This is a genomic window from Nocardiopsis sp. NPDC058631 (assembly GCF_042716955.1).
In the GTDB taxonomy this organism is placed as follows: domain Bacteria; phylum Actinomycetota; class Actinomycetes; order Streptosporangiales; family Streptosporangiaceae; genus Nocardiopsis.
Map to the genome: position 1 here is coordinate 1 of NZ_JBHXQY010000109.1, position 21,248 is coordinate 21,248.

A 21,248-nucleotide genomic window follows, 5' to 3' on the forward strand; every position below is an offset into this window, starting at 1 on the left:
GCCTCCCCGCACGGGAGCGGTCACGCGTTCTCCGTGGCGGCCGGTGCCGCCCGGGTGAACGGTGCGATGGTGACGCCGGCGGCGCGCAGCCGCTCGGCGACGGCGCGGGCGATGTCCACCGCGCCGGGGCTGTCGCCGTGCACGCACAGGGAGTCGGCCTCGATGACGATCTCGGTTCCGTCGATCGCCTCGACCGGCAGCCCCTGGGCCATACGCAGGCACCGCTCCGCGATCGCCACGGGGTCGTGGAGCACCGCTCCGGGCTCGCGACGGGACACCAGGACGCCGTCGGGGGTGTACGCACGGTCCGCGAACGCCTCCCGGAAGGTACGCAGCCCGGCCTGCTCGGCCAGGGCGAGGAACCGGGAGCCGGGCAGGCCGAGCACCGGAAGGTCGGGGTCGAAGGCGCGGACGGCCTCGACGACCGCGGCTGCCTGCTGCTCGTGGTGCACGATCGCGTTGTAGAGGGCGCCGTGCGGTTTGACGTAGCGGACGCGGTCGTCGGCCAGCCGGGTGAAGGCCGCCAGGGCCCCCAACTGGTAGACGACCTCGTTGGTGAGGTCGGCGGGCGCGATGTCGAGGAACCGGCGGCCGAACCCGGCGAGGTCGCGGTAGCCGACGTGGGCGCCGACGTCCACGTTGCGCTCCTTGGCGTCGGCTGTGGTGCGGCGCAGCACGCTCGGATCGCCGGCGTGGAACCCGCAGGCGACGTTGGCGCTGGTGACGACGGACAGCAGGGCCCGGTCGTCACCGAGTTCCCAGCGGCCGAAGTGCTCGCCGAGGTCGGAGTTGAGGTCGATGCGCAACGTCGGTACTCCTCGTTCTTGTGCGTGCCTGCCGGGGCCTTCGGCCCGGACGCTCCTCCGCGCCCGGTGCCGTCCGCCCCCTCGGCACTGCCGTACTGTGCGGGCCCTTCACAGGGCTCCTACCCCGCACGGTCCACGAGCCTCGGACCGTGCCGGGCGGGGGTTGGAACGGAGGGCGCGGCGGGGTCGTCCCCGCGCCGCGCCCTCCGGGTCTCTACTGCCAGAGGGCGGCGATGCCGCCCAGGGCGTTGACGGCCATGTACGTGGTGAGCAGCCAGGCGGCGACACCGATGGCGATCAGCCAGCGCGGGTAGCGGTAGCCGCCCAGGAGGTCCTGGGAGCGGCGGGCCGCGACCCACAGCATGATGCCGAGGCCGACCGGGAGGATGATGCCGTTGAGTGCGCCGGCGAGGATCAGCAGGGTGTTCGGGGCCTGGCCCGACAGCAGGAAGATCGCCAGGGAGATACCGATGAACACCGCGACCAGGACGCCTCGGCGCTTCTCCAGCCAGGGGTGGAAGGTGGTGACGAAGGAGACCGAGGTGTAGGAGGCGCCGATGACGGAGCTGACCGCGGCGGCCCACATGATCATGCCGAACAGGCGCATGCCGACCTCGCCGGCGGCCTGGTAGAAGGCCTCGGCCGAGGGGTTGGGCGCCTCCAGGATGGCGGCGCCGCCGCTGACGACGCCCAGGATGGCGAGGAAGAGCAGGACCCGCATGGCGCCGGTGATGATGATGCCGGTGACGGAGGTCCTGGTGATGGCTCCGGCGTTCTCCGGGCCGCCCTGTCCGGCCTCGACGAGTCGGTGCGCACCCGCGTAGGTGATGTAGCCGCCGACGGTGCCGCCGATGATGGTGACGGTGGCGAGGAAGACGTCCGTGCCGAGCTGGTCCGGCATGACGGACTGGCGCAGGGCCTCGCCGACCGGGGGCTGGGAGACGATCGCGACGTACAGGGTCAGGGCGATCATCGCGACGCCGAGCACGATGAGGATGCGGTCGAGGGCCACACCCAGCTTCTTCGCGCTGAGGATGCCCACGGCCAGGGCAGCGGAGATGACGGCGCCGATCCTCGGGTCGAACCCGAGCAGGGCGTCCAGGCCGAGGCCGGTGCCGGCGAGGTTGCCCACGTTGAAGATCAGTCCGCCGAAGACGATCAGGAAGGCCAGGAGGTAGCCCGCTCCGGGCAGCACCTTGTTGGCCAGGTCCTGGGCGCGCATGTCGGCGACGCCGACGACTCTCCAGATGTTCAGCTGGACGGCGATGTCCACGAGGATCGAGACGAGGATCGCGAACGCGAAGGTCGCGCCGAGCTGCGCGGTGAATGTCGTGGTCTGGGTGATGAAGCCAGGGCCGATGGCGCTCGTGGCCATGAGGAACATCGCGCCGAGCAGGCTGCTGCTCAGCGTGATCCGCCCGATCCGCGGGCGCACCTTCGGGGGTGCGGGGGGCGTGTCGCCCATGGGTCTCTCCAGGAAGTGCGAGAAGCGTGCCGTGGCGCGATGACCAACCACGCCATCGTTGGATTGTTGAACAATACTTCAATCCAACAAGACGAGTAAAGATCGCGTCAGCAAAAACCCAGGTCACTGCTGCGAGCAGGGGCCGCGGCCTTCCCCGCACCCTGGGGTATCGCGAATCCTGGGGGTTATAAGTCCCATCATCCGACTAGCCGATCTCTTCGAGGCCCCGCCTCCCCACGGGTCCGCCGGGTCGGTCACAATGGAGTAACCGAACGCACCCCGAGGAGCACATGTGACGGCCACGGACGCCCACACCGCCCGGCCCGCCGGCCGCAAGCGCCTCCTGCCCCCGCTGCCCACCCAGGCCGAGCGGGTCGCCGCACTGCTCCGCGAGTCCCTCATCGACGGCGCCTACCCTCCGGGGCAGCGCCTCTCCGAGGAGCGGTTGTGCGAGGAGCTGGGAGTCTCCCGCAACACCCTGCGCGAGGCCTTCCGACTCCTGGTCCGCGATCGCCTGCTCGTGCACCAGATGCACCGGGGAGTGTTCGTCACGCTCCCCACCAGCGAGGACGTCCGCGACCTGTTCAAGGCCCGCAGGGTCCTCGAACTTCCCGCGCTGCGGGGTGCGGTGCGTCCCACCGAGGAGGCGGTGCGGTCGGTCGGCGCCGCCGTGGACGAGGGGGAGGCCGCCCGCAGCCGCCGGGAATGGAAGCGCATGGGCACCGCCAACATGCGCTTCCACCAGGCCCTGGCCGGACTCGCCGGGAGTGCGCGCGTCAACGAGTTCATGAGCCAGGTACTCGCCGAGACCCGCCTGGTCTTCCACGTCATGGACGCCCCCCGCGAGTTCCACGCCCCCTACCTCGACTGGAACCGGCGCATCCACACGCTGCTGGCCTCGGGTGACGTCGCGGGCGCCGCCGACGAGCTCGCCACCTACCTCGACACCTCCGAGGACCAGCTCGTCACCGCCTTCACCTCCGGGGAGCGGGGCGCCTGACCGCGTCGCGTGGCGCCCCCGGACACCCGCCGCCGGACGCGGCCTCCGCCGACCTCTCCGCCACGCGCGGCGGCCCGCGGCCCCGCGGCCGTCTTGGTAGGACTTGTCCACAGGTGTGGCGAAAACCGCCTGACGGAGGTCCCTCAGTGCCAGAATGGGGACTCGATGGAACTGAACGGACGCCCCGTCAGCACCGGGGAAATCGCGGGTCTCGCCCTGTACGGGTACGGCCACTTCACGACCATGCTCGTCACCGACCTGCGGGTACGCGGGCTCGACCTGCACATGGAGCGGCTGAGCACGGACTGCCAGACCCTGTTCGGTACCGTCCTGGACATCCCCCGGGTCCGTGAGCTCGCCCGCCGGGCCGCACGCGCGCACCCGTCGCCCTCCGTGGTGCGGGTGACCGTGTTCGATCCGGGCATGGACCTCGCCCGCCCCGCCGCACACCCGCTCCCGCAGATCCTGGTCACCACCCGGCCGGCCCCGGCGCCGGCCGCTTCCCCGTCGCCGCTCCGGCTGGGCACCCGGCTGTTCGCCCGCGACACCCCGCAGGTCAAGAGCACCGGGATGTTCGGGGCGATCCGCCAGCGGCGCGCGGCCCAGACGGACGGGTTCGACGACGCCCTGTTCATCGGTGTCGACGGGCGGGTGTCGGAGGGACCCACCTGGAACATCGGGTTCCTGGACGGTGGCGGCCTGGTGTGGCCGCAGGCCCCGTGTCTGCCGGGGGTGACGGCCCGGCTGGTGGACCGCGCGGCCGACTCCCTCGCCGTCCGCGTGTCGACCCGGCCCGTCGCCGGGGCCGCGAGCACCCGTGTGTCGGGGGCGTTCGTCACCAACGCCACCACGGGGGTGCGGCCGGTCACCTCCATCGACGGGGTCCACCTGCCGCAGTCCGCCCTGATCCGCAAACTGGCCGCCGCCTACCGCGAACTCCCCGGCGACGCCCTGTAGACCCACCGCCCGAGGGGGCGGCGGCCGGTCCGGTCGCCGCGGTGTCCTCCCGCCCGCGACCGGCCCGCCAGGACCTGCTGGAGCGCGCTCCTCACCCCTCTGTTCCGCCGGGGCGGAGGGACCCTCCGGCGGGCCCTGCCGCACTCCGGGCCCGCCCCGGCCACCACACGCGCGAGCCCACGTCCAGCGACAGCGCGGGCACCAGCAGGGTGCGGACGATCAGGGCGTCCACCAGCACGCCGAAAGCCACCAGGAACGCGAGCTGGAGCAGGAACAGCAGCGGGATGACCGCCAGCGCCGCGAAGGTCACGGCGAGGACCACCCCGGCGGACGTGATCACCCCGCCCGTGACGGCGAGCGCGCGCAGCACGCCCTCCCGGTGCCCGTGGACCAGGGTCTCCTCCCTGGCGCGTGACATCAGGAAGATGCTGTAGTCGATGCCCAGCGCCACGAGGAACACGAACGCGAACAGCGGGACCACCGGGTCCGCACCCGGAAGGCCGAGCAGGTGGTCGAAGACCAGCGTGCCCACGCCCAGCGCGGCGGCGAAGGACAGCACGTTCGCGGCCATCAGCAGCAGCGGCGCCACCAGGGAGCGCAGCAGCGGGATCAGGACGAGGAAGACCACCACCAGGACGAGGGGGACGACGACGGTGAAGTCGCGCTGGGCGGTCTCCAGGGTGTCCAGGTCGGTGGCGGTCACACCGCCGACCAGGGTGTCGGCTCCCTCGACGCCGCGAAGTGCCTCCCGGAGGTCGCCGACGGCGGCGACCGCGTCGGAGGACTCCGGGGGGACGGCCAGGGTCACCTCGACCAGGACCCGCCCGTCCTCCACCAGCGGCGGGGCGTCGGCCCCGGGCGGTCCGGGTTCGGCCACCGCGGCCGCCCCCTCCACCTCGGGCAGGCCCTCCGCGGCGGCGACCACCTCGTCCAGCCGGTCGGCGTCGGCGACCACGAGTGCGGGCGCCGCGCCGCCGGCGGAGCCGAAGCCCCGGGTGAGGACCTCCTGTGCCTCGACCGCCTCGACCTCCGTACGGAAGACCTCGGACTGGCCGGTCCCCCCGGCGTCGAACTGCGGCGCGAACAGGGCCGCCGCCGCCAGGGCCACGGTGGTCCCGATCCAGTACGCGCGGGGACGGCGCGAGACCGCTCCGGCGATCCGCCCCCAGAGGCGGTGCCTCTCGACGACCTCGTCGAGGCTGTCGCCCCCGCCCCGGCCGTCCGCCGCCCCCGGCGCGGTGCCGGGCCGGTGCGGCGCGGTCGGCCAGAACACCGCCCTGCCGCCGAGCGCGAGCACGGCGGGCAGGAAGGTCATCGCGGAGAACAGGGCCGCGGCGACGCCGATGGCGACGACCGGTCCGAGGCTGCGGGTGGAGGCCAGGTCCGCGGTGAGCAGGCAGAGCAGGCCGAGGATGACGGTGCCGCCGGAGGCCAGGACCGGACCGGCCACCCCGCGTACCGCGGCGAGGACGGCCTCGGGCACGCGGTCCCGCGTGGCGAGTTCCTCCCGGTAGCGGGCCACGAGCAGCAGCGCGTAGTCGGTGCACGCACCGACGACCAGGATGAACAGGATGCCCTGGCTCTGTCCGTTGAGGCTGACCAGGCCCGTGTCGGCGGCCAGGTAGACGAGCGCGCCGGACAGGCCGAGGGCGAGCAGGGAGGAGAGGATGACCAGGACCGGGAGCAGGGGCGACCGGTAGACGGCCACGAGGATGACCAGGACCGAGGCGATCGCGACGACGAGCAGGGTCGAGTCGATGCCGCCGAAGGCCGCGCTGAGGTCGGCCGCGTACCCGGCGGGGCCGGTGACCTGCGCCTGGAGTCCGGGGACGGGCTCGTCGGCGAGGAGCTCACGCAGTTCGGCGACCGTGTCGCCGGTGTCGTACTCCGGGTCGATCGACACGGTGAACTGGGCGACGGAGGGGTCCTCGGTCCCCGGGAAGGGGCCGATCACCGGGCCCGAGGCCCAGGGCTGCTCGGCGACGCGCTCTGCGACCCCGGCGATGGCTTCCATACCCTCCTCGGCGGCGTCACCGCTTCCCGAGTAGACGACGACGGCGGGGACGGAGTCCTCCCGGTCGAACTCCTCGGCGATCTCGGCGACCTCGGTGGACTCGGCGCCCACGGGCAGGAACGCGCCGGGGTCGTTGGTCTGCACCTCTCCGAGCTTGCCCAGGAACATGCCCAGGGGGCCTGCGCCGAACAGCCACACGAGGGCGACCACAAGCGCCGCCCCCACCCACCAGCGGGATCGGCGGGATCGGTCTGTGTCCTTGCGCACGGGACGGGTCCTTCCGTTGCGTCGACAATTGACTCGAAATAAGAGTATCTTGTTTTTCGAGTCAATTGCGGCCGTGCGCCGACGCCGCCCGGCGCGTCCCCGTCCGCTGGTTCAGCCGACGCGTTCCGTGCGGGCCTCCTCGTTCGCGCAGTCGGCGATGTTGGTGGCCATGGAACCGAACACGATCCCGTGGAAGGGCGTCACCGCCTTCCAGTACAGGTGTCCGAGGAGTCCACGGGGATGGAAGAGCGCCCGCTGGTGGTAGACCGTGCGCCCCTCCACCCGCGCCACGCCCAGCTCCAGCCACGCGGGACCGGGGAGCCGCATCTCCGCCCTCAGCCGGAGCAGGCGTTCCGGCACGACCTCCTCGACCCTCCAGAAGTCCAGTGAGTCACCGACCCTCAGCCGGGCAGGGTCGCGTCGGCCCCTCTGCAGGCCCACACCGCCGACGGCCAGGTCGATCCACCCGCGCGCCGCCCAGGCCAGGGGCCAGGAGTACCATCCGTTCCGGCCACCGATCCCCTCGATCACCCGCCACAGGTCCTCGGGCTCCGCGTCGACGTACCTGGCACGCACATCGGTGTAGAGGCTGCCGCCCGCCCAGGCCGGGTCCGTGGGCAGGGGGTCGGACGGCACGCTCGGCCAGGCCGCCGACGACCACCGCGTGTCCACCCGCGACTCGTCCACCCTCCTCAGCGCGAGCCGTACGGCCTCGTCGAAGCCGATCCGGTGGTGGTCGTCCAGGTAGTCCGACAGGTCGTCCTCCCCGGCGACGGCGTCGTGGCGCAGCGAGTCCACCAGGGGCCGGGCGATCGCGGGCGGCACCGGCGTGATCAGGCCGACCCACAGGCTGGACAGACCCGGGGAGAGTACCGGCACGGGGACGATCAGCCGCTTGGCGATGCCCGCGGCCCCGGCGAAGCGCTGGACCATCTCCGCGTAGGTCAGGACCTCCGGGCCTCCGATGTCGAAGACGCGGTCGGTCCCCTCCGGCAGTTCGGCGGACTCCACGAGCAGCCTCAGCACGTCCCGGACCGCGATCGGCTGCACCCGGCTGCGCACCCACCGGGGCGTCGTCATGACCGGAAGGCGCTCGGTGAGGTGGCGCAGCATCTCGAAGGACGCCGAACCCGACCCGATGATCACCGCCGCGCGGAGCACCGCGGCGGGGACCGGCGACTCCAGGAAGACGTCGCCGACCTGCGTGCGCGAGGCCATGTGCGCGGACAGTTCACCGTGCTCGGGGACGAGGCCGCCGAGGTAGACCAGCCGCCGTACCCCTGCCTGCTCCGCGGCGCGGGCGAAGTTGTCGGCACCCTCGGCGTCGGCGCTCTGGAAGTCCCGTCCCCCCGACATCGAGTGGACCAGGTAGTAGGCCGTGTCGATGCCCTCCAACGCCTCGGCCAGGCCCTCGTCGGAGACGACGTCCCCCCGCACCACCTCGACCTCATCCCGCCAGTCGACGTCGCGGAGCTTGTCCGGGGTACGCACGAGGCAGCGGACGGCGTGCCCGGCCGCCAGGAGCTCGGGCACGAGGCGGCCGCCGATGTATCCGGTCGCCCCGGTCACCAGGGTCCGGTGGCCCCCCGTCATCCCGTGGCCCCGATCGTCCCGCTGTCGCGCCGACGGCGTCCACGCCGTTCCTCGCGGCGCCTGCGGTACGGGTTGTCGCCGGGCAGGTGGCTACCGACGCGGCCGTACATGCCGAAGGTCATCACCATGATGCCGACCACGAAACTGAAGATGACGTTGGGCATCGAGAACGCCAGGATGTTGGGGCCCGCACTCATGAGGTAGAGGTTGACCAGCCCGCTGGCCACGAACCCCACTCCCACCACGGTGCACACGGTCGAGGCAAACGAACCGCCCAGTACCGCCGCGCCCAGCAGGAGCGAGCCGATCGCGATCGAGAGGAAGCTGAGCGCGCCGTTCGTGGACAGCCCGGCGATCACCTCTCCCCGGGTGTCGAACAGCGGGAGTCTGACCAGCAGGCCCGCGATACCGAAGCCGACGAGTACCAGGCCCGTGAGCCCCGCTCCGATCCTGTAGACCACGCCGAGACGGCGGTCCGCCGGACGTGTGGTGTCCAGATCCATGTGCTGCCCCTTTCGGTGTCCTCCCAGCTAGAGTCGGGTGTGAGTGGCGCACACCACAAGTCGCGTCGCTTTCGCAACGCTTGGGGCCCCATGTCCGACGCACTCACTCCCGGGGCGACCGCCCGCCTTCTCGGGGTCGCACCCTCCACACTGCGCAGCTGGGACCACCGGTACGGTGTCGGCCCCCGCGAGCGCAGCACGGGCGGCCACCGCCGCTACTCCCCCGACGACGTCGCCCGGCTCCGCGAGCTGTGCCGCCTGGTCGGCGAAGGTCTTCCGCCCGCCTCGGCCGCCCGCCTCGCGCTCGACCGGTCGCCTTCGGTCCCGGCCCCGAGGAGAGCCGAACCGCCGTCCGCGGGCCGGCGCCACGGCGGGGACACCCTTCCGCTCGGCGCCGCGGCATCCACGCCCCAGGGGATCACCCGCGCCGCGATGCGGCTGGACGCCGAACTGGTCGAGGCGCTCCTGGAGGAGGCGCTGCGGCGCCACGGCGTGGTGGCCGTCTGGGAGGAGCTCGCCATGCCCATGCTCTACGGGATGGGCCGCAAGTGGGAGGACACCCTCCGCTACGTCGAGGTCGAGCACCTGCTCTCGTGGTGTGTGTCCTCGGCCCTGCGCCGTGTCCCCCCGCCCGCCCGCATTCCCGGAAAAGGGGAGGGCACCCCCCGGACGGCGCCGTACGTCCGGCCGACCGTGCTCGCCTGCGGGCCGAAGGAGATGCACAGCCTTCCGGTGGAGGCCCTGGCCGCCGCGCTCAGGGAGCACGGCGTGCCCCACCGGATGCTCGGTCCGTGCACCCCCGTCGAGGCGACCGTGCGGGCGGTGCGCCGAACCGGGCCCCGCGCCGTCGTGCTGTGGTGCCACACGGGGGACGCGGCCGACACCGTCGCCCTCCGGCGCACCGCACGCGAGGCGGCCGGGGCGGCGCAGTCCACCGCCGTGTACACGGCGGGCCCGGGCTGGCGTTCGCTGAAGGGGGGCCCGGTCCTCGCCGACGGCCACCTGAACTCCCTCGCGGAGGCCGTGCGGGTGCTCGCCCCGGACTGAGCCGCACCCGCCTCCGGGGCCGCGGTGCCGCGGTGCCGGACCCGGTTCAGGGACGGCGGGCCGGACCCGCGCGCAGCGAGTGCCAGGCGTGCTCGGCCGACGTCAGGGACATCGCCGCGACGGGTGTGCTCAACCCCATGGCCAGCTCCCGGTGCAGGCGCGAGCCGCCGTCCAGGAAGGCCAGCACGTCCCCGAGTCGGTTGGCCGCGAACAGGTTCGAGAAGAAGTCCGCCCCCCGCACCCGGCCCGTGTCCAGCGCCCGCAGCATGACCGCGTCCATGGCCAGGTGGCGGCGCCGGTGCGGCACCGGCGGCACGGGGACCCGGCCCCGCGCGAGGGCGCGGGCCACCGCCTCCGCCTGGCGCCGCACACCGCTGAACGTGTACCCGGTCGAGGGCCGGGTGGCGCCCCCCGCGGCACCCACCCGGAACACGCGGTGCCCCTCCCTCGTCCGGAACGGGGCGTCGGTCATCGGGATGACGCCCTGCTCGGCCGCCGTCACCTCCGGCCCGGGCAGCCCGAGCAGGTCGCAGTACCTGCCGAGCGCGCGCTCGTACTCGGCGGTCGTGAGGGCCTCGCGGCCGAACTCGGTGTACTCCACCAGCGCCTCGCGGGAGGACAGGGGCAGCACGTAGCCGAACGCGACCCCGTTCACCGGTTGGGCTGGGCGCAGGTCCATCAGCACGGCGGAGCCGGGGTCGAAGGCGTCTTCGCGGGTGCGCACGAACCAGCCCCGGAAGTGCTGGAGGAGGTGGGTGCGCCCGCGCGGAAGCGGTCGGGGCGGCCGGGAGTCGAACACCCACGCCGCGGTGAGCGACGTCGCCCCGCCGTCCGGCCCGACCCCCTCGACCACCGCCTGCCCCTCCCCGTCGCGCACACCCGTCACCAGGAGCGGAAGCTGGTCCACGTGCTCGCCCGCCGAGGCGCGCACGTGCGCGTCCACGTCGGCCGACCGCAGCATCTTGTACACGTAGGGCGCGGCCGGGGAGGAGTGGACCGCCCCGTCCTCCCCCACCACCGACAGGTGTTCCCAGCGTGCGGCCAGCAGGCCGTCCCAGGGGCCCCCGTCCGGTTCCCAGAAGCACCAGGTGCGCGGCGGAGGGGTGTGCGGTCCGGGCGGCGGCTCCACCAGGGCGACACGCAGCGGACGACCGCTCCGGTCGTTGATACCGCCGAGCCGGTGGGTCAGGGTGAGCCCAGCGGCTCCCCCGCCGATGATCGCCACGTCGTAGTCGGCCATGCCCCCAGCATGCACCGGGAGGCCGCCATGAGCACGCGAACACCCGACGATCCCGGGGAGGGACCCGTGGCCACCACCACGAGGGCGATGAAGACCGGCCCGGTCACCGACGAGTTCGACCACGCCGCCGGGGCCTACGACCGGTTGGTCGCCGCCAGCCCCGGATACCACACTCACCTGCGGATCTCGGCGCGACGGCTGGCGCTGCCCGACCGGGGCCGCGGGCTGCGCCTGATCGACCTGGGGTGCGGCACCGGGGCGTCGACCGCGGCTCTGCTGCACACGGCCCCGTCCGCCCGGATCGCGGGTGTGGACGCGTCGCGGGGGATGCTCGGCGCCGCCCGCGCCAAGCGCTGGCCGGCCTCGGTGTCCTTTTACGAGGGGCGCGCCGAGGAGCTCACGCCAGCATGGGCCGAGGAGCACCTGGGCGGCCCCGCCGACGCGGTGTTCGGCGCGTACCTGGTGCGCAACTGCCCCGACCCCGACGCGTTGCTGGCGGCGGCGCGGTCCCTTCTGCGGCCCGGAGGCAGACTCGTCCTGCACGAGTACTCCGTGGCCGACTCGGTGTCCGCGCGGGCGGTGTGGTCGGCGGTGTGCTGGGGGGTCGTGATTCCGGCGGGCCGGCTCCTGACCGGCCGCGCCGACCTGTTCCACTACCTGTGGAGGAGCGTGCTGGAGTTCGACGGCCGCACGGCGCTGCTGGACCGGATGCGCCGCGCGGGCCTGGAGTCGGTGGCCGGCGTCCCGCTGCCCGGCTGGCAGTACGGGGTCACCCACACGTTCGCGGGCAGGCGGCCGCTCGGGGCGGAGGCCGGTCATGGGCGCTGACCGGCCCGAGGGAGTCCGGGACCCGCTGGCGGAGGCCGTCGTGCCCGCGCCGCCGGCCGGGCCCCGCCCCGGGGCGGGGCCCGCCGTGGCGGTGGTCGGCGGCGGCATCGCCGGGCTGGCCGCGGCGTGCGCCCTGGCCGAGAGGGACGTGGACGTGGTGGTGTACGAGCGGGAGGACTCCCTGGGCGGGCGCCTGAGGGGGTGGGAGACCACGCTCCGCGACGGGTCGCCGGCCACCATGACCAGGGGGTTCCACGCGTTCTTCCGCCAGTACTACAACCTGCGCGGCCTGCTGCGTCGCGCCGACCCCGGTCTGGACGGGCTGGTACCGCTCGCCGACTACCCGCTGGTGCACCGGGACGGCCCGCGCGACCGCTTCTCGGGGCTGCCGTCGACCCCGCCGTGGAACGCGGCGGTCCTCGCCGCGACCAGCCCGAGCTTCCCCCTGCGCGACCTGGCCCGGGTCAACGTCCCCGCCGCCCTGCAACTGCTGGACGTCGACGTGCCGGGCGTGTACGAACGACTCGACCACCTGAGCGCCCGGGACCTGTTGGCGGCGGTCCGCTTCCCGCCGAGGGCCAGGCACCTCGCCTTCGAGGTGTTCACGCGGAGCTTCTTCGCGGACCCCGGCCGGTTGTCGGCCGCCGAACTGGCGGTGATGTTCCACCTGTACTTCCTCGGCTCGTCGGAGGGCCTGGTGTTCGACGTGCCGGCCTCGCCGTTCCCGCAGGCACTGTGGGATCCGCTGGAACGCCACCTGGTGAAGCTGGGCGCGCGGTTCCGGACCGGCGACCCGGTCGAGGGGGTGTACCCCGGGCGTACACGCCGGTTCGCGGTGCGGTGCGGGCCCGGGGAGGGCGGACCGGGGGCGGAGTACGACGGCGTGGTACTGGCGGCCGACCCGCCAGGGATCCGCCGCCTGGTGGCGGCGTCGCCGGGCCTGGGGGACGCGGGGTGGCGCGACCGGCTCGGGCGCCTGGCGTCGGCTCCCCCGTTCCTGGTGTCGCGCTACTGGCTCGACCGTCCCGTGCGCCCGCACCGGCCCGCGTTCCTGGGGACGGCGGGGTACACCGCGCTGGACAACGTGAGCGTGCTCGACCGCTACGAGGACGAGGCCCGCGGGTGGGCTCGGCGGACGGGCGGCTCCGTGGTGGAACTGCACGCCTACTCCCTCCCGGAGGGCTGCGACGCGGAGCACGAGCGGGTACGGCTGTGGGAGCAGGCGGTGTCCGTCTATCCGGAACTGGGTGCCGCCGGGGTGGTGGACGCGCGGCACGAACTGCGCGCGGACTGCCCGCTGTTCGCCCCCGGGAGCCACCGCGACCGGTGCGGGGTGTCCACCCCGGACCCGTACCTGGTCCTGGCGGGGGACCACGTCCGCACGGACCTGCCGGTGGCGCTGATGGAGCAGGCGGCGACCAGCGGCCTGCTCGCCGCGAACGCCCTGCTGTCCCGCTGGGGCCGGGAGGGGCACACCCTGTGGACGGTGCCCCGGCGGGGGCGTTCCGCTCCGCTGCGGTCGCTCGCGCGGTGGGCCCGGCACACCCCCCGCTGACCCCGCGGCGCACCGGGCCCCGTCCGCCCCCACCGCGACGCGCGGCAACGGCCCTCCCCCCGGGGACCCGTGCGGTTCACCCGGGCCAGCGGCCGGAGGCGCGCAGGAGGTACCGGCGCTCCGCGTAGGCGAGGTCGTCACGCCACAGGCGGCGCGCGGCCATGCGTATGGCGGGGCGCACGACCGCACCCGCCACCCTGCGGGCCAGCGCGAACCCGACCCTGTCGGACGTCGCGACGGTGGCCTCGATGACCGCCGTGCGCGGCACGCCCCCGGCGTCGACGCCGAGCGGGGTGGCGTGGGTCTCCACCACGCTGCCCAGGCCCTCCCCCTCGATGACGCGCATGACCACGGTGCGGGGTTCGGGACAGGTGAACTCGGCGCGCACAGGCACGCCCAGCCGGCCCGCCACCCGGAACCCCACGTCGACCACCATGCGGTCCGGATCCGGGTCGGGGCCCTCCGGCACCTCGGTCACCGTCAGCCCCACGAACGAGTACGGGTGGAACCAGGAGCCGTGCCAGGGGTCCAGCCGGTTGGCCACCACGTCCTCCGGTTCGCACCGCCCCGCCAGGCTCTCCACCGCCGTGATCGCGGCGGCCTCCTCGGGTCGCTCGGGGACGACCGGCGCGTCCAGGGGTTCCTCCCCGCCCTCCCGGTCCAGGCGCACCCACACGAGGACCCCGTCGTCGTGCACCGGGTAGGGGTCCCATCCCGGGAACCCCCCGGCCCCCAGGGAGAGCCCGTGCCAGCGGCACACCAGGTCCCCACCGGTCACCGCGCCCCGGCAGAGCGGGGCCCCCAGATGGGGGCACGCCCCCGGTCCGGCGTGGGCGGCGCCGTCCGGGGTGCGCCAGGCCACGAGTTCGGTGCCGGCGACGACACGGCCGAACGGACGGTCGTCGCGTACCTCGCGGCTGGCGGCCAGCACGAACCAGTTGCCGGACGGCCTGGCCAGGGCGCGTTTGAGTGTCGCGCCGATGACGGCGGGCGATCCCTCCCTCCAGGTGGGCCTCTGCCCGCTCCACGTGACGGCGGGCATCCGGCGCAGCGGTGTCCACCGCGGTTCGGGGTCGGGCAGCGTCACAGTGTTCTCCTCCTGGGCGTGTCCACCGCGCGCTCAGCCGGACCGGGGGCGCGGCACCGAGCGTGCGAACAGGGAACGGGCGAGGGCGGGGACGGCCGCGGCGGCCTTGCGGGCGCCGGAGACGCGGTGGCGGGTGCTCCAGACGTCGAAGTCGGCCGCGCTGATCTCGTCCAGGATCGCCCGGTAGAGCCGGAAGGCGGTGGCGACACACGGGCGGGCCACCGGGGAGAGCATCGCGATCCCGGGCTCGGCCTCCCGGTAGACCCCCCGGTTGACCTCGACGAGGTCGGCGACCGCCGCACGGGCGCGCCGGTCGGGTGCCCTGACCCGCGCGCAGTGCTCCAGGAGAGTCCGGTCCACCCCGTGGGACTCCAGCACGTCGGCTGGCAGGTAGACCCGGCCGCGCCGCAGGTCCTCGGCCACGTCGCGGAGGAAGTTGGTGAGTTGGAAGGCCTCGCCCAGCGCGGCGGCGTGCGGGGCGGCCTCGGCCCGGGACGCCACCGTCCCCAGGACCGGCAGGACCTGGAGTCCGATGACCGCCGCCGATCCGTACATGTACTCGCGCAGGTGCTCCAGGTCGCGGTAGCGCGTGACGTCCAGGTCCATGCGCATGGAGGCCATGAACGCCGTGAAGTAGGCGGTCGGCAGGTCGTAGCGGGCGACGGTGTGGGCGAGTGCGCGCAGCACCGGGTCGTCGGGCTCCCCTCCCGACAGCGCGCGCCCCAGGTCGCCTTCGACGGCGTCGAGACGCTCCCGCAGGCCGGCCGCGGTCGTGCCAGGGGGAGGTTCGTCCACGATGTCGTCCACCCAGCGCGCGAACCCGTACAGCGCGTGCACGGCGGGGCGCCTCTCCGGCGGCAGGACCCTCGTGGCCGTGAAGTAGGTGCGCCCGTGGCGCGCGTGCAGCTCCCGGCAGCGCAGGTAGTCGCCGCGCAGCCGTTCGGGGCCGATCCCGGCCGCGTCGAGTTCCGCCGTCGCCGTGCCCCTCATCGTCCACGCCCCTCCGCCAGCACGCGCGCCGCGGCCAGCTTTCCCGAGATCAGCACGGTCGGCAGACCGACCCCCGGCGAGGTCCCGCACCCCGCCAGCACGGCGTTGGAGGTTCCCGGGACCGTGTTGCCCGGGCGGAACGGTCCCGTCTGCGCGAAGGTGTGCGCGAGGGAGAACGGGGTGCCGTGCTCCATCCCCTGGCGCGCCCAGTCCGCGGGGGTGACGAGGTGCTCGGTCCGGACGGAGGCGTCCAGGCCGTCGAGGCCCCGTTCCTCCAGCGTCCGGACCAGGCTGTCCCGGTAGCGGGGTCCCTCCCGCTCCCAGTCGATGTCCCCCGCGGCCAGGTTCGGTGCGGGGGCGAGCACGTACAGCAGGTGGCGCCCCTCCGGGGCCAGCGCCGGGTCGGTCAGGGTGGGTTGGGAGACCAGCAGGGAGGGGTCGCTCATGGTGCGCCCCTCCCGGATGATCTCGGCGAAGGTGCGCTTCCAGGCGGCGCCGAAGGAGATGGTGTGGTGCCCCAGGCCCTCCCAGGTGCGGTCGGTGCCCAGGTGGAGCACGACGGCGGAGGGGGAGAAGCGGGTCCGGACCGGTCGGCGGGGCTCGTGGCCGAGGAGGCGGTGGGCGGAGGGCAGGTCGGCGGTGATGACCACCTGGTCGCAGGGGATCCGCTCCCCTCCGGCGGTGACCACGGAGGTGACGCGGTCACCGCTCCGCTCCAGGCGGGTGACCGCCTCCCCGTGGCGGACGGTTCCCCCCGCCTTCGTGAACGCCCCGGCCAGGGCGTCCCCGAGCGCCCGCATTCCTCCACGGGGGAAGTACACCCCGGCGACGGTGTCCATGTAGGCGATGACGGCGTAGGCCGCCAGGGCGTTCTCCGGAGCCACACCCGCGTACAGGGACTGGAAGGAGAAGATCCGGCGCAACCGCTCGTCGCGGACGCGGCGTCCGACGGCCGGGGCCAGCCGGCCGAACCCGCCCAGCGCGGCGAGCCTGAACAGGTCGGGCCTGACCAGGTCCAGCGGCGAGTCGCACCGCGCGTCGATGAACGAGCGCATCTCCACCCGGTACAGGCGGGTGAGCCAGTCCCTCAGACGCAGGTAGCCGTCGGCCTCGCGCTCGCCCGCCACCCGTGCCACCTCGGCGGCCATCGCCTCGCGGTCGGTGTGCACGTCGATCACGGTGCCGTCGGCGAAGGCCGCGCGGTAGGCGGGGCTCAGCGGCACGAGGTCGAGCCGGTCCGCCGTGCTCTCGCCGACGGCGCCGAGCGCCTCGTCGAGGAGTTCGGGCATCGTGAGCACGGTGGGTCCGGTGTCGATGCGGAAGCCGTCCAGGTCGAGCCGCCCGGCGCGACCGCCCGGGTGCGGCTCCCGCTCCACGACGACGACCTCGCGCCCCGCGCCCCGCAGGTGCAGGGCACAGGCCAGGCCGGACAACCCCGCGCCCACCACGACCACACGGTCGCGGCCGGGGGCCGGGGCCGGTGTGCGCCGGCCCGCTCCGCCGCTCGCACCTCGGCGGCCGTTCACGTGGGGTCCGTCCCCGTCTGGGCTGCGAGGCCTCGCAGCCCCTCCGAGACGACGGGGTCCAGGTCGAGCCCGTCCAGCCGGTCGGTTCCCCGGGCCGCCAGCTCACCGCACCGGGCGCGGACGAGGTCGCGTGCGCCGAGACGGTCCAGGGTGGCGGCGACCTCGGCGGGGTCGGCGTCCTCGCCGACGCGGGCGAGCAGGTCGCGCGCGGCGGCGTCCCCCTGTTCCTCGGCCAGCCGGACCCCGGCCCCGAGGAGCAGGGTGCACTTGCCCTCGCGGATGTCCTCCCCCACGGGTTTGCCGGTCCGGGCGCTGTCCCCGTAGACGCCGAGGAGGTCGTCCCTGAGCTGGAAGGCGGTCCCGACGTCCCGCCCGTATCCGCGCAGGGCGTCCACCGTCGCCGCGTCGGCGCCGGCCATCGCCGCGCCGAGGTGGAGTGGCCGCTCGACGCTGTAGGACGCCGTCTTGAGCAGATTCACCCGCAGGGCCGTCCCCTCGGAGCGGTCGCGCCGGGCCTGGGCGCGGACGTCGAGGAACTGCCCGGCCATGATCTCGGTGCGCAGGTCCCGCCAGACCGGCCGCGCCCGGCCCGGCCGCGGCACACCGGCCAGGGCCTCCTCGAACATGTCGTCGGCCCAGACGAGGGCGAGGTCGCCCACGAGGACGGCCAGCGCCTCGCCGTACCGTCGCGGCTCGCCGCCGTGGCCGTTCTCCGTGTGCTCGGCCGTGTGGCGCGCGTGGACCGACGGGCGGCCCCGGCGCGTCGGGGAGCCGTCCATCACGTCGTCGTGGACGAGGGCGCAGGTCTGGATGAGTTCGATGGCACCGCAGGCCTGGAGGGCGGAGCGCGCCCGCTCACCGCCGGTGGTACCCCCTCCGGCGATCCACCCCCACCAGGCCAGCAGGGATCTGAGCCGCTTGCCGCCGCCGAGGGTGAAGCGAACGGTCTCACCTGCCAGTTCACGGCCGAACTCCCCGTCGATGCCCTCCGCGTCGCGGAGTCTGCGGTGGAGGTAGAGGCGCAGGGCGTCCTCCAGCACCGTGCGGTGTCCTTCGACCGCGGCGGTGTGGACCTGCCTGTGGGTGTTCAGGAGCGGATTGACGGCTTCCTCCCGGGGTCGGGCCTCCGGACTGTCCAAAATGACTCGGATTCGATGAATCTTGATAAACGAAGCATTTCCCGGAGTTCGGCGTCCGAACCCTTTCCACCCCCGGGAACACGTTCGCGGACCGGAAGGGCCCCGGCACCGCGCACCGTAGACTCACAGGGAAGATCGGACGAACCGAACCCGCCAGCGCGAGAGAGAGACCATGGACGCCGTTCCGGCCGGACACTCCGACGGGCTCCAGGACGCCCGCGACGGGGATACCGGGAGCCGGTCGCGAGGTGAACTCTACGAGTCCCTCCAGAGCGACGGGCAGCGACTCGCCGTGCGGCTGATCCGCCTGCTGCACCGGATGGCGGACCGTTCGGGGATGAACCCCACGGACTTCCAGTGCTACACGCTGCTCCGCGTCAGCGGCACCATGACCCCGGGCGAGATCGCCGAGAGCCTGTGCCTGTCCACCGGTTCGGTGACCGGCGTGGTCGACCGGTTGGAGGCGCACGGACTCGTGGAACGCACCCGCCACCCCGAGGACCGGCGCAAGGTGGCCGTCCGCCTGACCGGGGGCGCCGAGCGCCTGGCCGTCTCCACCGCGCCCGACATGCGCGGGGCGATGACCGCCCTGCACGCCGACTACACGCTGGAGGAGCTGTCCGTGATCGTGGACTGGCTGGACCGCGTGGGCACCACCCTGGACGGCCTCACCGGGGGCAACGGATAGCCGTCGGCCGCCCCTCCCGGGGCGACGTGAGATGACATGTCACCTCACCGCGTGCAATGACGCTCAAAACGCCAACACTCCGTGCTCGCACGGTTCCTTGGCCATGGCCTGGTCCCGGCCCTACCATCCCACGGAAACACGTCAGTGGCCACAGGAGCGCAGGAACCGGCCAGCCAACGGCGCACCCGTCCCACCGGGGCCGGGAAGGAGCCAACATCTCATCCCTACGTGAACACATCCGACAACACACCAACCCCGCTGTCTTCGGTGTGTCCGGCATCGTCATCATCGCGTTCGTCGTCACCGGCATCGTCGCCACCGACGCCCTGTTGGCCGCGGCGACGGCCACACGCGACTGGATCGGCGAGAAGCTCGGCTGGATCTACATCCTCGCGACGACCCTCTTCCTGATCATCGCGGTCGTCCTCATGCTGAGCCGGTTCGGCTCCGTCCGGCTCGGACCCGACGACTCGCGGCCGGAGTTCGGCACCATCGCCTGGTTCGCCATGCTCTTCACCACCGGCATGGGCATCGGCCTGGTGTTCTGGGGGGTCTCCGAGCCCATCCACCACCTGAGCTCACCCCGCGCCGCCGAGTTCGTCACCCCGGAGGGGTCACCCCCTCCCCCCGAGGCGGCGGGCGAGGCGCTCGCCCTGAGCTACTTCCACTGGAGCTTCCACCCGTGGGCGATCTACATCACCCTCGGTCTCTCCCTCGGCTACTTCGCCTTCCGCAAGGGCCTGCCGCTGCGCCCGGCCTCCGCGCTCTACCCGCTGCTGGGCGACCGCGCCTTCGGCTGGCCCGGCAACCTCGTGGACATCCTGGCCGTGTTCGGCACGATCTTCGGTCTGGCCACCTCCCTGGGGCTGGGCACCCTCCAGATCAACGGAGGCCTCAACCACGTCTTCGGCATCCCCTCGAACTCCCTGGTCCAGTCGCTGATCATCATCGTGATCACGGGCATCGCCCTGCTGAGCGTGCTCTCCGGCATCGACAAGGGCATCCGCAGGCTCTCCGTCATCAACCTCTGGCTCGCGTTCGCACTGCTGACGATCGTCTTCGTGTTCGGGCCGAAGCTGTGGATCATCAGCATCACGACCACTTCCGCCGGGGAGTACCTGGGCAACCTCGTCTCGTGGAGCCTGGCCTTCCCCAGCCCCCTCGTGGACGAGCAGGCGGCCTCGTGGACGACCACCTGGCCGATCTTCTACTGGGGCTGGTGGATCTCCTGGGCGCCGTTCGTGGGCATCTTCCTGGCGCGGATCTCCTACGGACGCACCATCCGCGAGTTCGTCCTCGGCGCCCTGTTCGCCCCCGTCATCGTGTCCATCCTGTGGTTCGGCGTGTTCGGCGGCTCCGGGCTCTACTACGAGCTGTTCGGCAACGGCGGGTTCAACGAGCTCGCGGAGGAGGACAGGGCCTTCCGCCTGATGGACCTGCTGCCCATGGGGCCGGTCGTCGGGGTGATCGTCTCCCTCCTCCTGATCATCGTGGTCGCGGTCTTCTTCATCACCTCGTCCGACTCCGGCTCACTGGTCGTGGACACCCTCACCAGCGGCGGCGGACTGCACCCGGTCAAGGCCCAGCGCGCCTTCTGGGCGATCAGCGAGGGCGCCGTCACGCTGATCCTCCTGGTCCTGGGCGGCACGAACGCCCTGTCCGCCCTCCAGGCGGCATCGGTCGTGACGGGCCTGCCCTTCGCGATCATCCTGTTGTTCATGATCTGGGGGCTTCTCAAGGACCTGGCCTCGGAACCGAAACCGGGGGCGCCCAAGCAGTCCCGCGCGGAGGACCGGGGTTCCAAGAGCGCGAACCGCCCCGACTGACACCGAAAGCGAAACGAGGAGGCCGCAGTGGCTCCGAGAAGATTCAACAACCCGTTCCACGGCGTGGTGGACATGATCAGCGAGATGAACCGGATCTCCGACAGCATGTCCTCGCTGGAGAGCGGCCAGGCGGGTGACAGGGAACGCGGGTACTCGGACGCGTGGAGTCCGCCGACCGACATCCTCGCCCGGGGGACCGACCTCGTACTCCGGTGCGAGATCGCCGGGGTACGCCAGGAGGACGTGACCGTCAGCTTCAACGACGGCATCCTCAGCGTCAGCGGGGAGCGCCACCGGGACGAGAACGACGTCGTCTACTACTCGTCCGAGCGCTTCATGGGCACGTTCCGACGGAGGATCAGCCTGCCGGAGGGCATCGGCGAGGAGGACATCGAGGCCTCCTACGACGAGGGCCTGCTGGAGATCACCGTACGCGGAGGGGCGAACGCACGGGGACCCAAGCGCATCGCGGTGTTCAAGCGGGCGTCGAAGCACTCCCCACCGAACTGACCAGAAGCGTTGCCGGTGTGACGTGAGGGGTTCTGCCCCGATGATCTCGTACTCGTAGCCGATCTCCCGCCCCGGGACGAGTACAGGATCACGGCGAAAGGGCCGGGGCCGGGAACCGCTCCGGTCACGTCCCGCAGGTCGCGCAGGAGGCTGCCGGGCTCCGCGCCGTTCCGGACGGTCACGGGCACGCGCACGAACACGAATGCC

General features: G+C 73.2%; 18 protein-coding genes. 8 read left to right on the top strand and 10 right to left on the bottom strand.

Annotated features, from left to right (window positions below):
* Positions 1 to 20: 20 nt before the first annotated feature.
* Positions 21 to 806: a LamB/YcsF family protein gene (locus ACFWTE_RS25780; protein ID WP_378782491.1), complete on the bottom strand. Its 786-nt coding sequence runs from the start codon at positions 804 to 806 to the stop codon at positions 21 to 23.
* Positions 807 to 1,020: 214 nt separating this feature from the next.
* On the bottom strand, positions 1,021 to 2,271 hold the full coding sequence (locus ACFWTE_RS25785) for an NRAMP family divalent metal transporter (protein ID WP_378782492.1): 1,251 nt from the start codon (positions 2,269 to 2,271) through the stop codon (positions 1,021 to 1,023).
* A gap of 292 nt (positions 2,272 to 2,563) precedes the next feature.
* Here ACFWTE_RS25785 and ACFWTE_RS25790 point away from each other — a divergent pair, with 292 nt between their 5' ends.
* Together ACFWTE_RS25790 and ACFWTE_RS25795 are read left to right on the top strand one after the other, a co-directional pair.
* A complete protein-coding gene (locus ACFWTE_RS25790; protein WP_378782493.1) occupies positions 2,564 to 3,271 on the top strand; it encodes a GntR family transcriptional regulator in 708 nt (235 codons plus the stop codon).
* 165 nt (positions 3,272 to 3,436) lie between these two features.
* On the top strand, positions 3,437 to 4,228 hold the full coding sequence (locus tag ACFWTE_RS25795) for an aminotransferase class IV family protein (protein WP_378782494.1): 792 nt from the start codon (positions 3,437 to 3,439) through the stop codon (positions 4,226 to 4,228).
* Positions 4,229 to 4,319: 91 nt separating this feature from the next.
* On the opposite strand, the gene ACFWTE_RS25800 is transcribed toward ACFWTE_RS25795, so the two are convergent.
* The 3 genes from ACFWTE_RS25800 to ACFWTE_RS25810 all read right to left on the bottom strand — a co-directional run bounded on the left by ACFWTE_RS25800 (position 4,320) and on the right by ACFWTE_RS25810 (position 8,605).
* The gene (locus tag ACFWTE_RS25800) at positions 4,320 to 6,509 is read right to left on the bottom strand and encodes an MMPL family transporter (protein WP_378782495.1); all 2,190 of its coding nucleotides are present in this window, start codon (positions 6,507 to 6,509) and stop codon (positions 4,320 to 4,322) included.
* Positions 6,510 to 6,620: 111 nt separating this feature from the next.
* Entirely contained in the window at positions 6,621 to 8,102 is a 1,482-nt protein-coding gene (locus tag ACFWTE_RS25805; RefSeq protein ID WP_378782496.1) for an SDR family oxidoreductase, read from the bottom strand.
* Positions 8,099 to 8,605: a DUF4383 domain-containing protein gene (locus ACFWTE_RS25810; RefSeq protein WP_378782497.1), complete on the bottom strand. Its 507-nt coding sequence runs from the start codon at positions 8,603 to 8,605 to the stop codon at positions 8,099 to 8,101. The genes ACFWTE_RS25805 and ACFWTE_RS25810 overlap by 4 nt, the downstream gene beginning before the upstream one ends.
* A 90-nt stretch (positions 8,606 to 8,695) precedes the next feature.
* On the opposite strand from ACFWTE_RS25810, the gene ACFWTE_RS25815 reads away from it, so the two are divergent.
* Complete coding sequence (locus tag ACFWTE_RS25815) at positions 8,696 to 9,652, top strand: MerR family transcriptional regulator (protein ID WP_378782498.1); 957 nt, start codon at positions 8,696 to 8,698, stop codon at positions 9,650 to 9,652.
* Between the two features lie 46 nt (positions 9,653 to 9,698).
* Here the strand turns inward: ACFWTE_RS25815 and ACFWTE_RS25820 are convergent, their stop codons facing one another.
* Positions 9,699 to 10,892: a lycopene cyclase family protein gene (locus ACFWTE_RS25820; protein WP_378782499.1), complete on the bottom strand. Its 1,194-nt coding sequence runs from the start codon at positions 10,890 to 10,892 to the stop codon at positions 9,699 to 9,701.
* A gap of 27 nt (positions 10,893 to 10,919) precedes the next feature.
* On the opposite strand from ACFWTE_RS25820, the gene ACFWTE_RS25825 reads away from it, so the two are divergent.
* Positions 10,920 to 11,720 carry a class I SAM-dependent methyltransferase gene (locus tag ACFWTE_RS25825; protein WP_378782500.1) on the top strand — a complete coding sequence of 267 codons (801 nt, stop codon included), beginning with the start codon at positions 10,920 to 10,922 and terminating at the stop codon, positions 11,718 to 11,720.
* Positions 11,710 to 13,275, top strand: a complete 1,566-nt coding sequence (locus ACFWTE_RS25830; protein WP_378782501.1) for an FAD-dependent oxidoreductase — start codon at positions 11,710 to 11,712, stop codon at positions 13,273 to 13,275. The genes ACFWTE_RS25825 and ACFWTE_RS25830 overlap by 11 nt, the downstream gene beginning before the upstream one ends.
* A 76-nt stretch (positions 13,276 to 13,351) precedes the next feature.
* Here ACFWTE_RS25830 and ACFWTE_RS25835 read toward each other — a convergent pair whose 3' ends face one another.
* From ACFWTE_RS25835 to ACFWTE_RS25850, 4 genes are read right to left on the bottom strand one after another with little or no spacing between them, the layout of a single operon-like run.
* On the bottom strand, positions 13,352 to 14,362 hold the full coding sequence (locus tag ACFWTE_RS25835) for a DUF5914 domain-containing protein (RefSeq protein ID WP_378782502.1): 1,011 nt from the start codon (positions 14,360 to 14,362) through the stop codon (positions 13,352 to 13,354).
* Between the two features lie 33 nt (positions 14,363 to 14,395).
* Positions 14,396 to 15,352 carry a phytoene/squalene synthase family protein gene (locus ACFWTE_RS25840; protein ID WP_378782503.1) on the bottom strand — a complete coding sequence of 319 codons (957 nt, stop codon included), beginning with the start codon at positions 15,350 to 15,352 and terminating at the stop codon, positions 14,396 to 14,398.
* Positions 15,349 to 16,878 carry a phytoene desaturase family protein gene (crtI, locus tag ACFWTE_RS25845; protein WP_378782504.1) on the bottom strand — a complete coding sequence of 510 codons (1,530 nt, stop codon included), beginning with the start codon at positions 16,876 to 16,878 and terminating at the stop codon, positions 15,349 to 15,351. Before crtI ends, ACFWTE_RS25840 begins: the two co-directional genes overlap by 4 nt.
* Positions 16,875 to 17,969: a polyprenyl synthetase family protein gene (locus tag ACFWTE_RS25850; RefSeq protein ID WP_378782508.1), complete on the bottom strand. Its 1,095-nt coding sequence runs from the start codon at positions 17,967 to 17,969 to the stop codon at positions 16,875 to 16,877. Before ACFWTE_RS25850 ends, crtI begins: the two co-directional genes overlap by 4 nt.
* Positions 17,970 to 18,189: 220 nt before the next feature.
* Between ACFWTE_RS25850 and ACFWTE_RS25855 the strand changes: the two genes are divergently transcribed.
* The 3 genes from ACFWTE_RS25855 (at position 18,190) to ACFWTE_RS25865 (ending at position 21,041) form a co-directional block, all read left to right on the top strand.
* Positions 18,190 to 18,705 (top strand): MarR family winged helix-turn-helix transcriptional regulator, encoded by a 516-nt coding sequence (locus ACFWTE_RS25855; protein WP_378782505.1) that lies wholly within the window; start codon positions 18,190 to 18,192, stop codon positions 18,703 to 18,705.
* 269 nt (positions 18,706 to 18,974) lie between these two features.
* Positions 18,975 to 20,531 carry a BCCT family transporter gene (locus ACFWTE_RS25860; protein ID WP_378782506.1) on the top strand — a complete coding sequence of 519 codons (1,557 nt, stop codon included), beginning with the start codon at positions 18,975 to 18,977 and terminating at the stop codon, positions 20,529 to 20,531.
* Positions 20,532 to 20,558: 27 nt separating this feature from the next.
* Positions 20,559 to 21,041: an Hsp20/alpha crystallin family protein gene (locus ACFWTE_RS25865; RefSeq protein WP_378782507.1), complete on the top strand. Its 483-nt coding sequence runs from the start codon at positions 20,559 to 20,561 to the stop codon at positions 21,039 to 21,041.
* Positions 21,042 to 21,248: the final 207 nt, after the last annotated feature.

What these genes read in the sequence shown, in the direction of transcription:
- ACFWTE_RS25785 (WP_378782492.1), bottom strand. Translation starts at nt 2,271, where the DNA reads ATGGGCGACACGCCCCCCGCACCCCCGAAGGTGCGCCCGCGGATCGGG.
- ACFWTE_RS25795 (WP_378782494.1), top strand. Translation starts at nt 3,437, where the DNA reads ATGGAACTGAACGGACGCCCCGTCAGCACCGGGGAAATCGCGGGTCTC.
- ACFWTE_RS25805 (WP_378782496.1), bottom strand. Translation starts at nt 8,102, where the DNA reads ATGACGGGGGGCCACCGGACCCTGGTGACCGGGGCGACCGGATACATC.
- ACFWTE_RS25810 (WP_378782497.1), bottom strand. Translation starts at nt 8,605, where the DNA reads ATGGATCTGGACACCACACGTCCGGCGGACCGCCGTCTCGGCGTGGTC.
- ACFWTE_RS25815 (WP_378782498.1), top strand. Translation starts at nt 8,696, where the DNA reads ATGTCCGACGCACTCACTCCCGGGGCGACCGCCCGCCTTCTCGGGGTC.
- ACFWTE_RS25820 (WP_378782499.1), bottom strand. Translation starts at nt 10,892, where the DNA reads ATGGCCGACTACGACGTGGCGATCATCGGCGGGGGAGCCGCTGGGCTC.
- ACFWTE_RS25825 (WP_378782500.1), top strand. Translation starts at nt 10,920, where the DNA reads ATGAGCACGCGAACACCCGACGATCCCGGGGAGGGACCCGTGGCCACC.
- ACFWTE_RS25830 (WP_378782501.1), top strand. Translation starts at nt 11,710, where the DNA reads ATGGGCGCTGACCGGCCCGAGGGAGTCCGGGACCCGCTGGCGGAGGCC.
- ACFWTE_RS25840 (WP_378782503.1), bottom strand. Translation starts at nt 15,352, where the DNA reads ATGAGGGGCACGGCGACGGCGGAACTCGACGCGGCCGGGATCGGCCCC.
- ACFWTE_RS25855 (WP_378782505.1), top strand. Translation starts at nt 18,190, where the DNA reads ATGGACGCCGTTCCGGCCGGACACTCCGACGGGCTCCAGGACGCCCGC.